The organism is Paeniroseomonas aquatica (assembly GCF_030409335.1).
GTDB classification, from domain to species: Bacteria; Pseudomonadota; Alphaproteobacteria; order Acetobacterales; family Acetobacteraceae; genus Belnapia; species Belnapia aquatica.
In genome coordinates this window covers 1-10623 of the sequence record NZ_JAUFPN010000061.1, presented here as the reverse complement: position 1 = coordinate 10623, position 10623 = coordinate 1, and the positions used below count along the sequence as shown (strand labels likewise).

9 protein-coding genes are annotated in these 10623 nt (G+C 66.4%); all 9 read right to left on the bottom strand.

Features of this window, described 5'->3' with window-relative positions:
• Positions 1 to 1217, bottom strand: a 1217-nt coding sequence (locus QWZ14_RS07195; RefSeq protein ID WP_290315950.1) for an arsenate reductase (azurin) large subunit, incomplete at its 3' end; no start/stop codon positions are given.
• 12 nt (positions 1218 to 1229) lie between these two features.
• Positions 1230 to 1757, bottom strand: a complete 528-nt coding sequence (locus tag QWZ14_RS07190; RefSeq protein ID WP_290315949.1) for an arsenate reductase (azurin) small subunit — start codon at positions 1755 to 1757, stop codon at positions 1230 to 1232.
• Between the two features lie 169 nt (positions 1758 to 1926).
• Positions 1927 to 3282, bottom strand: a complete 1356-nt coding sequence (locus QWZ14_RS07185) for a sigma-54-dependent transcriptional regulator (protein ID WP_290315948.1) — start codon at positions 3280 to 3282, stop codon at positions 1927 to 1929.
• Positions 3272 to 4735: a sensor histidine kinase gene (locus QWZ14_RS07180; protein WP_290315947.1), complete on the bottom strand. Its 1464-nt coding sequence runs from the start codon at positions 4733 to 4735 to the stop codon at positions 3272 to 3274. The genes QWZ14_RS07185 and QWZ14_RS07180 overlap by 11 nt, the downstream gene beginning before the upstream one ends.
• On the bottom strand, positions 4732 to 5508 hold the full coding sequence (locus tag QWZ14_RS07175) for a substrate-binding domain-containing protein (RefSeq protein ID WP_290315946.1): 777 nt from the start codon (positions 5506 to 5508) through the stop codon (positions 4732 to 4734). Before QWZ14_RS07175 ends, QWZ14_RS07180 begins: the two co-directional genes overlap by 4 nt.
• A 183-nt stretch (positions 5509 to 5691) precedes the next feature.
• Entirely contained in the window at positions 5692 to 6837 is a 1146-nt protein-coding gene (locus QWZ14_RS07170) for an MFS transporter (RefSeq protein WP_290315945.1), read from the bottom strand.
• Between the two features lie 86 nt (positions 6838 to 6923).
• The gene (locus QWZ14_RS07165; protein ID WP_290315944.1) at positions 6924 to 8378 is read right to left on the bottom strand and encodes an FAD-dependent oxidoreductase; all 1455 of its coding nucleotides are present in this window, start codon (positions 8376 to 8378) and stop codon (positions 6924 to 6926) included.
• A gap of 54 nt (positions 8379 to 8432) precedes the next feature.
• Positions 8433 to 8771 (bottom strand): PadR family transcriptional regulator, encoded by a 339-nt coding sequence (locus QWZ14_RS07160; RefSeq protein WP_290315943.1) that lies wholly within the window; start codon positions 8769 to 8771, stop codon positions 8433 to 8435.
• 538 nt (positions 8772 to 9309) lie between these two features.
• The coding region (locus QWZ14_RS07155; RefSeq protein ID WP_290315942.1) for a Y-family DNA polymerase at positions 9310 to 10623 on the bottom strand (1314 nt) is incomplete at its 5' end.

Sequence of the window (10623 nt, the reverse complement as noted above, 5' to 3'; positions counted from 1 at the left end):
CAATGCAACTCTGCCCCTGCTGCTGCCGCGACGCTTACCCAGATGATGCCCTTCTCGTAGGCGAACATCGTCCGGCGCCGGGCACCGCCCTGCTTGGGCTCCGCAATCCACGACGCTGCCTTGCGGATGTCCGCCACGGAGAGGCCGGTGATGCGGGCGGCATCCTCCACCGAGGTCCGGTTGCCGGACACGGCCGCGTCAAAGCCACTGGTGCTCGCGTCGATGAAGGGACGGTCCAGCCAGCCGCGTGACGCGATTTCGGTGAACAGGGCGTTGAATAGCGCGAGGTCGGTGCCGCTGTTGATTTGAAGGTGCAGGACGTTTTCCTTGCCCGCCTCTGCCTCGCAGGCGGCGATGGTGACCGTGCGCCGCGGGTCCACGACGATGACGCGGGCCGCCGCGTGCGGCTCGTTTGGCAGTACCTGTTTCTTCTTGTCGAGGCTGGTCCCGCGCAGGTTTGGCACCCAGTGGTTCAGGAAGTAGTTCGTCTGCGTCTCGAGACTGTTGGCCCCGGCGACGAAGATCGTGTCTGCGAGCTCCGCGTCTTCGTAGCAGTTGTTCAGCTCGCCAACGCCCATGTCCCGGGTCCCGTGGACTTCCGAGTTGTAGGCGGGCCGGTTATGGATCCGGATGTTCTTCACCTTCATGCTCTCGAAGTAGAGCTTGCCGGTGGCCCAGGTGTTCTCGTAGCCGCCCCCAGCACCGCCATGGTCGTAGGCGGAGACGATGAGCCCGTCCTCGCCCTGCTCCTCGACCACGCGCCGGGTAACCTCGGCGACGAGCGAGATGCTGTCCTCCCAGGACGTCGGTGACATGGTGCCGTAGCGCCATACGAGGGGGTCGGTCAGGCGCGCCTGCTGTGTGCCGGTAACGGTAGAGTAGGACACCTCCGCCATGCGGGCGCCGCGGATCGAGCCGAGCCCAGAGTTCACGACGCAGTCGTGGTCGGGCTTGATGACGATTTGGACGTCACGCCCGTCCTGCTTAACCACGTTGTACATCGAGGGCGCCACCCAACCGGCACTGTCGGCGCCTTGCTGGCCTCGCAGGTCCTCGCCGTAGGCGTTCTCGCCGGGCGCCGGGCCGCCCTGCCGGTTCATTGGCCAGGTGTATGCCTTGTAGCCGCAGCCCACGATGCAGAAGTGGCAGGTCACATTGTTTACCCGCGCGTCGCGCGGCGGGATTGGAAGGCGGTCGATGTTGCGCTTGTAGGCCATGTTCGCTCCCCCTCAGCCGAGCACGTTGGAATGGCGGCCGTAGATAAGTTCGTCCACGCCCTCGGCCTGGATGTCCCCGTTGGCATCGACTTTCAGGCGGTACTGGGCGAGGTTCTGGGTCGCGTGCCCCCAAACCTGCAGCCCGCCTTTCTCACAGTCGAATCGGCTGTAGTGTCCGGGACAGTTCAGCGTCCGGTCGTCGGTCCGATAGAACATGGGGTAGCCCTTGTGCGGGCAGAGGATCGAGTAGGCCACGACGTCACCGTCTGGTCCGACACCGCCCTCGACGCGAGTGCCCAGCTTGAGCAGAACGCCGGGGCTGTCTGCGTCAGGATAGGCGATTTCCTGTGGCTCGTTGGGCTTGAGGTCGCGGATGTTGGCTAGCTTGGTGCGTGGATAGGTAACCTGAGCCAGCGCCGGGGCAGCCTTGGCTGGTGCCGCCGGTGCAGCGGCTACGGCGGCCGCACCGGCCGCTGCGAGCGCCCCTCGGCCCAGGAAAAAGCGGCGTCCCGCTTCTGCAACCTTGTTGCAACCTGACATGACTGGCCCTCCCTCGATTGGGAAGGCAAGTGCAGTGTTCGTGCCAGACTGGCGCGACCGGCAATCGTAAGCCGCAACACGGCCAAATAGCACGCAACTGGCCGAGGAAGGGCGGATGTTAAATGTACCGCGGCATATGCCTCAGTCCCGCAGTCCAGACCGCGATGGCTCAGCCAGTCCCGAAAGCTGGACTCCCCTTGGAATCGGCCGGCCGCACGAGCCCAAGGCGCCGGACTTTCTCGAACAGGGTAGAGCGGCCGACGCCAAGGCGTGCCGCGGCTGCGCCAACGTCCCAGCCAGTCGCTTCAAGGGCGCTTGCGACGGCGCGGCGTTCGGCGGCCACGAGGATCTCGGCAAGTGTCGCTGCGGCGTCCCCGGTCGCTGCCGCCTCCCTGCGGTCGGGGAAAAGGTCGGCGGCGCCGATCCACGGCCCGTCCGCCAGCGCTACAGCACGGTCCACCCGGTTCCGTAGTTCCCGGGCGTTGCCCGGCCAGGCGTGCGTCTCCATCGCTTTCACCGCCTGCTCGTCGAAGCCGCGCACGGGCCGGGACGAGCGGCCGGAGGCGGTTTCAAGAAAATGGCGGGCCAGATGGACGACGTCCTCTGGCCGCGCCCGCAGCGGCGGGATCTCAACACGGATGACGTCGAGCCGGTACAGCAGGTCCGCGCGAAAACGGCCGTCGCGCACGCGGGCGTCCAGGTCCACGTTCGTAGCGGCAATCGTCCTCGCCTTGAACGGCAGGTTCGCGTTGCCTCCGACCCGGGTGAACTCGCGTGCCTCCAGCAAGCGTAGGAGCTTCGCCTGAAGCTGCGGCGGAAGTTCGGCCACCTCGTCGAGAAACAGTGTTCCCCCTCCTGAGCGCTCCGCGTAACCCTCACGCCGTGAAGCCGCGCCCGTGAAGGCGCCGCGCTCGTGCCCGAAGACTTCACTCTCCAGCAAGTCGGCCGGTATCGCGGCGCAGTTGACGGCGATGAAGGGCAGCCGAGCACGGGGCGACAGGGCGTGCAGCAGCCGGGCGGCGACCTCCTTGCCCGTGCCGGTTTCCCCGAGCAGCAACGACGTACTGTCGCTCAAGGCAGCGCGGCGCAGGACCGCCTCGACGCGGCGTATCGCGGCCGAGGGGCCAAGGACGGCGTCCTCGGGCGCGACGAGCTTGCGGGCAAGGAGCACCTCGATGCGGCCGAGCAGGTCCATGGTCTCAATCGGCTTGACCAGGAAGTCGTCCACGCCACCCTTGAGCAGTCGGATGGCCTGGTCGATTCCGGCATATGCGGTCATCACCAAGATCGGCGTCCCAGCCAGGCGCTCCCGGTGGGAGAGGAACAACTCCTCGCCGGAGCCATCGGGAAGGCGCAGGTCGGACAGCAGGAGGTCGGGGAGGCGGCGCGCGAGCGCCGCCGCGGCCTCGACGGCACCATGCGCCCACTCGACGGCGTAGCCTTCCAGCCTGAGCCGCTGCGCCAGGGTGCCGCCCATGACCGCGTCGTCCTCGACAAGCAGGAGGCGGCCGCGTTCAGAGGGCATGGATGGCCTCCATTGGGGCAGACACCGTAGGCAACTCGGCGACGAGGCGGGTGCCGGTGTCGGAGGGAAGCCGAACGATGCGTCCGCCCAGGCTTCGGGCCAGACGCACCGCCGTCCAGAGACCGAGGCCACCGTCTTCGGGCGGCGGCCCGTCGCAGGCAACCAGCAGGACCTCCACCGCGGGCGGCAGGCCGGGACCGGCATCTGTCACTTCGACGACCGCGCCCCCGCCGTCCAGTTTTCCCGCTCGGAAGCGAAGCGTGCCCTGCGGCGGAGAGGCCGCGGCAGCGTTGAGTAAGAGGTTGAGCGCCACCTGACGCGCCAAGGTGCGGTCCACGGCGATTTGGTCGGGCAGGTCGTTCTGCCAGTCCAGGGTGAGCCCTCGGCGCGCCACCTCGTGGCGCACGAGCAGCCGGAGATCCTCGAAGTCCTGCGCCGCTAGCGCCGTGGTGCCGGGCGTCCCTCGCCAGGTGACAAGGCCAGCCCTCACAACGTTGCGGATGTCACCCAGGCCGCGCCGGAGCAGGCCAAGGGCCTCCGCGCGTACCGCGGGGTCGTCGCCGTGGTCGCTTAGCGTGTCGACGGCCGTGATCAGGCCGCCAAGGGGATTGTTGACCTCATGAGCCATGGCGGCGGCGAGGCGACCTACCTGCGCATGACGCTCCTCCTTGGCGAGGCGGGCCGCCATGGCTTCCCGTTCGGCGGACGCCGCCGCAGCCTGATTCCAGGCAGCCAGGAGTGCCGCGTGCTCCGGACCGATTCCAACCGTCTCGTCCACCGGAACCGGCCGCCCGCCACGAGCGGCCTCGGTCAACCGCCGCCGCACGAGGTCTGCGGGCGCGAGAAGGTGGCGCACGAGCAGGCCTCCCGCAGCCGCGAAGACCAAGGCGAACGCCCCGTTGACGAGTACGAGGGTCCGGACCACGGCCCTGCGCTCAGCTAGGAGCGGCCCGATGTCGGCCTGGGCGACGATGCGGCCCACGGGCACGTCGCCTTCGGCAAGGTCGCGCGCCAGGACGGCGGTTGCGGCGTCTGCGTCGAGCACCGGCCTTCCGGCGGCCGCTGCGGTGTCGGCCTGCGCCGCGATCACCGAAGGAAGCCTAGTGCCGCTCGGGGCGCTGCGAGGCTCTGCCGACGCCAGGACCGTGCCGTCCGGCAGGAGGACCGCGGAGAGCATCGGGCGAAGGGCGCCGTATCTTGTGCGTGCGCGGTCGAGGGCGTCGAAGGCTTCCCAAACGTCGGCTCTCGCGGCAGCGGGCTGCACGGCAGTCGCAAGGCCGTCGAGGAAGGCGGAGGCCAGCTCCGACAGGTGACGTTCCTGGTCGCGTGCCAAGCGGGACAGGACGGCCTGCCCCGTGGCGAGAGCCAGGCCTGCGACCAGCACGGCGACAATCAGCGGCACCCGGATGGCCAACGGCCAGCGCCGCGGGTCGAGCGCGCCGGGCGGTATCACGTCGGTGCCCCCACGGCTGCCGCCATGCGCGCGATGCCGCCGTACAGGGATGGTTCGCCGGGAACGAAGCCGTCGAGCTGGAGGGTCTTAAGAACCCGCCTTCCGGACACGCTCTCGGCCATCTCGGTGAGCGCCTTGGCGAGCCCCCGGGCCACGGGGCCGTCCCGGTTCTCAGACAGGCAGCAGATGGGCGGGAAGCCGTGCCAATCCGAGCGTCCGATGACCTTGGTGCCGGATGTCAGGGCCGGTTCACGGTCGGCGACCGTCTCCCAAACATAGCCGTCAACCGAGCCGCTTTCCGCCAAGCCTGCGCCTACAGCCCGCAGGACGTTCCGGTGGCCGTAGGCGAAGAAGGGCCGGTTGAAGAACCCTTCGGGCCGTTCGTGGCGTGCTGCCAGGAGCCAGCGCGTCACCAGGAAACCGGAGTTACTGTCCGGATCCGAAAAGGCGTGAGAATGGCCGCGGAGGTCGTCGATCGTGGACGCGCCCAGGGTAGCGTCGCTGATGAGGTAAGACTGGTACAGCGGGCGCCCGCGGTGGAGCGGCACGGCCAGCAAGGAAAGCCGATCGGCGTGACGGACATAGGGAAAGCCGCAGATCCACGCAGCGTCGAGTTGCCCCGCCAGAAGCAAGGCTACGATTTCCTGGTAGGTGCGGCGCTTGACCAGTTGGACGGGGAAGCCGAGAGCCGCCTCGAGATGCCCTCCAAGATCTCGCAGGAGCGCCAGATCGGAGTCCAGGAAGACCGGAGTAAGCCCGAAGCGGACAGGCATCGCCGCGCGTCCAAGATGTGGCACCGAAATCGTAGCTGCAACAAGGGTTCTGCGACCCACAAATCCGCCAAGGCCCATCCTGCCAGCGCCTCCCGGAACATCTAAGGCGCGAACCACTTGCGGCGCCAGTTCAAAGCCTGACAGGCGCCAGCGCCCTGTTCGACCCCGGCGAATGCCTATGGGCTACTGCGGCTCCTGGCTCTTGAGCGCCATGGGCACGAGCGGCAGCACCAACGCCACATTCACCAAGGCGGCGCCGCACAGGACGACGAGGGTCCCATGGGGACCCAGGCCGTCTAGCAGCCAGGCGCCGATCAAGGGCGCCGCCGCGGTAGCCAGAAGGGTCGGTAGCGCCAGGCGGCCCATGAGGATGGCGTAGCCCTCGCGGCCGAACAGCGCGAGCGGCACGGTGCCCCGGGCGATGGAGCGAATGCCGCTGCCCATGCCGTAGAGGACGATGCTCGCCGCCGCGATACCCGGCACCCCCACCAGAAGGCCGAGGCCGACCGCGACCAGGATCGAGGAAGCGACCAAGCCCCAAATAGGATGAGCCTTTTTGCCGAATGCCATCTCGAGGATGCGCCCGCCGACCTGCGCTGGACCAATCAATGTGCCTAGACCGACCGCCGCCGCGAGGGCCAGCCCCTGGGCCTGCAGCAGCATTAGCAGGTGCACGCCGATGACCGTCATGGTGCCATAGGCGAGCGTGAAACCCGCCGCCAGCAGCAGGAAGGCGGCACGCTGGTCCGGACGCACGTGCCCAGGTGGCGGCGAACCCGTCATGACGGGCTTTGGTAACCGCTCTTCCTCGCGCGGCAGGGCGAGCAGGTAGAGGGGCAGCACCACCACGACCATTAGCGCTGCATAAGTGAGGCAGGCACCGCGCCAGCCCAAGTGAGCGGCGAGGAATGCTGTCAACGGCCAGCAGACGGTACTGGCAAAGCCTCCGAATAGGGTGACCTGAGTGATGACTGGCCGCGCGTCCTCGCCGTAGAGCCGACCAAGTGCGGAAAAGGCCGGATCGTAAAGACCGGCACCCATCCCGAACCCGATGACGACCCAAGCTACGATAAAGAGCGGCAGGTTGGGTGCGAGGGCGAGGCCGAGCAACCCGACGGCGAGCAACACAGCGCTCGCGGCCAACACCGGACGGCCGCCGCGCCGTTCGATAATGTGCCCAATGCGCGGCGAGACCAAACCGGAAACCAGCAGACCGATGGATAGCGCACCAACGACCCAGGCGAGCGGCCAGCCGGTGTCGTCTACGACCGGTCCGGCCAAGACGGCGGGTAGGTAGTAGCTGCTGCCCCAAGCGAGGACTTGCGCCACGCCTATTGCCGACACGACTACCAACCTCGGACGGTTGGTAGTGGGATCTACCGGGGCGGTGCCTCCGGCTGCGATATCTAGGCTCATTAGGCTTGGTCGGCCGGGGCGAGTTCCTTGCGAGCCGAGCTGCCGCAGCAGGGCGTGTCCTCAGTAAATGCCGGTTTAGGCGCGCAGCAGCCGCCCTGCAGAATCTCCGGCGTGCAGCACGATGCCGAAGTGTCCACCGCTTCCGGAAGCACGCGGCTGGAACTGCAGACGCCGGTTTGCGGCAGATCAAGTTCGACCCGGCGGGCCGCCTCCACATCGCCTGCTAGGTATGCGGCGATGGAGCGAACCTGCTCATAGCCGGTCGCTAGCAAGAAGGTCGGCGCTCGGCCATAGGAAGCCATCCCCGCGAGGAAGAGGCCGATGTCCGGCTGGGCTAACTCCTCGGCACCGTGCGGCCGAACGGTGCCACAGGAATGAAGGTTCGGATCAATGAGCGGCGCCAGCACGCGTGGGCATTCCAGCGCCGGGTCGAGATCGAGCCTGACCTCAGCAAGAATACTGAGGTCAGGCCGCAGGCCGGTTGCCACCACCATCTCATTGACTTCGACCACCTGACCTTCGGTGCTTTGCACCACTAACGTCTCACCGGGGCCACGCCAGATCTCGTCGACGGAGAAGGGTGCCAGGAGCTCGATGGTGCCGCTCTCGACGAGGTGTTGTAGCCGCTGGCCAAGCGCGCCGCGCTCTGGCAACTGATCGGACGCACCGCCGCCATAGGCCCGTGTCAGGTCAGTGCTCCGCGTTGCCCAAAGGATGGAAGTGCCCGGCGCCTGCTCAGCGAGAGAAGCAAGGTTGATAAGGGTGCCGATGGCGGAGTGGCCGGACCCGACGACAAGGACTCGCCTGCCCGCGTAGCGGGTACGGGCGCCGCCGAGGACGTCGGGCATGCCGTAGCAGATACGGTCGGCCGCTTGATGCTCACCGATGGCGGGTAAGCCGGAGGAACCGGCGGGGCTCGGATTGCCCCAGGTTCCGGAGGCGATGATGACCGCGCTGGCGAGGATGCGTCCCTGTTGTCCTTGCCCATTCTCGAACCGCACCTCGAAGGGCTGCTGCGCGCGCCCAGCGTTCCGCACCTTGCCCGCGCGAAGCCGGGCAACTCCGGTGACGCGTGTGTTCGGCCGCAGGCGGCCGGCAAGCTCCGGGACTGCAGCAAGCGGCGCCAGGTAGCGCTCGACGAGGTCACGGCCAGTCGGGAATGCCTCCGGGTCCGGCGCCGTCCAGCCGTGCCGCTCCAGCATGGTCCGGGCCGACCGGTCGATATTGTAACGCCGTGGCGAGAACATGTGGACGTGGCCCCAGCCTAGCAGCGCCGTTCCGACCGAGGGACCAGCTTCGAGGACGACCGGCTCTAGCCCACGCTCGAGTAACTGCGCCGCGGCGGCGAGGCCGACGGGACCGCCACCTATGATGGCGACCGGGAGCGATGCAGGGTTCTGGCGCGCGGTTTTCGAAGCCTCGGGGCGCCGGTCGACGGAGCAACATGAGCTCATCTTAGTTATCCTTTCCCATACCTCTGAGGGCGATGCATCACGACAAATGAAAGCTCAGCACTTGCAGTCTTCCCCAGCTGCCCCGCGGGCATTGGCGGCACGGCCGGTCTCGGTCAGGGCGGCGGTGGCGTCCATCCAGGCGCCGAGGCCGACCTTGAAGGCTTCGCGGCCCTTCTCCGTCAGCGTGTAGACGCGACGCTCGCGGCCCGATACGACCTCGGTTTCCAAGGTGACGTAGCCACCCTGCTCGAACTCGCGCAGCGTCGGGTAGAGGGCGCCTTCGGACGGTGAGCAGCAGCCATTGGTTGTCCGCTCCACCGCCCGAGAGATGTCGTAGCCATGCGCCGGGCCGTCGTGCAGCACCTGCAAGACGAAGAACCGGCTGAGCGCCATTTTGATCGTCCCTGCCCAATAGCTGCGGTCAGTGAAGTCCGGAGATGGACGAACAACAGTGCGAAGGGCGGACGGCTTTGCCATATCGACACCCTATGCCTCGGAGGGCGAGGTATCAAATGGAAAGTTTTGAGGTGGATCTTGGTTTAGTGCGGGTGGCTACAATCGTTCGGTGTCGCCACACCCAGTTCCATCGTGAGAGCGGGTGAGACAGGGCTTTGGCCCGACATGGTCATATACCGACATTCGGAATGATATATTGCGTTGCACAATTTGTGTTGCGTCATCTTTGTGGACGCCTACGTTCCCCAACGGGCAGCGACACAGCCGTGTCCTGCCTTTCTTGGACGTTTCCTCCCTAAACTCGGCGGCGCCTTCGGGTGCCGCCCTTTTTTTGGCCATCGCAGGTTCATCAACCTGCACGGCGCACGGTTCCTACCAAAGACGACTTTTCCCGGCAACAAAATTGCAAATCCAAGTATGTTAGAAGAATTTCACCACTTGCTGCCTTAACATATGCGGAACGGTGCTGAACCGATCAAGCGCGAACAACTGGCACCTCTGCAAGCCGGGTGGTGTAACAGGGCGAATGATGCTCGGCGCGTAGCTTCCAGCCTTTTTCGATGCCGGTAGCCGCCAGCGAAACTGTGCCGCGCCCAAACCGGGCATTCAGGCTATCCATCGTCGCCATGCACTTCGCTTCGCGCTCTGTTGGCGCATCAAACAGGGTGCGCGGCGCATCCTCGGCGCGGCAGAGGTCATCGAGTAACACCCCGGCTTTGACGTAGCGGAAACCCTGCCGCCAAGCGGCCTCGACGCAACGGGAAGCGGCGGTGATGAGGGCAGGGGTATCGCTCGACATCGGAAACAGCCTGGTCACACGCGAGGCATGATGCTGCGGGTAGTCGCGGTGCGGGCTGGTGTGGAAGAAGGCGGTCAGCTTGCCCGCTACTAAACCATGCTGCCGTAGCTTCTCCCCGGCGCGGCTGGCGTGAGAGGCAACGGCTTCCAGCATTTCGGCTTTGCTCGTCACCACCCGCCCAAAGGAGCGGGTACAGGCCATTCCCTTGCGTTGCGGGGCCACGTCTTCCAGTGCCAGGCAGGGCAGGCCGCGCAATTCCATGATCGTGCGCTCGAGGACGACGGTGCCCATACTCCGCGCCTGCTTGGGGCTGAGATCGCGCAGCTGGGCGGCGGTCGTGATGCCGAGGCCTGCCAGTTTGGTCGTCGTCGCCCGTCCGATGCCCCAAATGTCCGACACCTCGAAGGCACGTAGCACGGCGGTGCGTACCGACTCCTCCATCAGGTCACACACCGCGCCAAAGGTCGGGTTTTTCTTGGCTACCACGTTCGCTAGCTTGGCCAGCGTCTTGGTCGGACCGATCCCAACGCAGGTCGGAATGCCCGTCCATTTTTGGACCGTTCCGCGCATCTCCTGGCCGTAGGCCCAGAGATCGACATGCGGAAAACCACCGAAATCCATGAACGTCTCGTCAATGGAGTAGCATTCGGTCTCGGGGGAAAACTGGCCCAAAGCCTCCTGCACGCGGCGGCTCATATCGCCGTACAGGACGTAGTTGGAACTGAAGACGCGAATGCCGTGCTTCTCGATCAGTGGGCGCAGCTTGAAGGCTGGATCGCCCATCTTGATGCCGAGGGCTTTGACCTCATTGCTGCGGGCAATGGCGCAGCCGTCATTGTTCGACAGCACCAGCACCGGCACGCCTTCGAGCCGGGGATTGAACACCCGCTCGCAGGAAACATAGAAGTTGTTGCAGTCGATAAGCGCAATCGGCGTCGGACCGGCCATGATACTAGCCTGGATAATTCGTGAGGCCGACAGCAAGCGTCG

Bases quoted from the DNA above. Each gene is read 5' to 3' on its own strand.
- QWZ14_RS07190 (WP_290315949.1), bottom strand. From the start codon at position 1,757: ATGTCAGGTTGCAACAAGGTTGCAGAAGCGGGACGCCGCTTTTTCCTG.
- QWZ14_RS07185 (WP_290315948.1), bottom strand. From the start codon at position 3,282: ATGCCCTCTGAACGCGGCCGCCTCCTGCTTGTCGAGGACGACGCGGTC.
- QWZ14_RS07165 (WP_290315944.1), bottom strand. From the start codon at position 8,378: ATGAGCTCATGTTGCTCCGTCGACCGGCGCCCCGAGGCTTCGAAAACC.
- QWZ14_RS07160 (WP_290315943.1), bottom strand. From the start codon at position 8,771: ATGGCGCTCAGCCGGTTCTTCGTCTTGCAGGTGCTGCACGACGGCCCG.
- QWZ14_RS07175 (WP_290315946.1), bottom strand. From the start codon at position 5,508: ATGCCTGTCCGCTTCGGGCTTACTCCGGTCTTCCTGGACTCCGATCTG.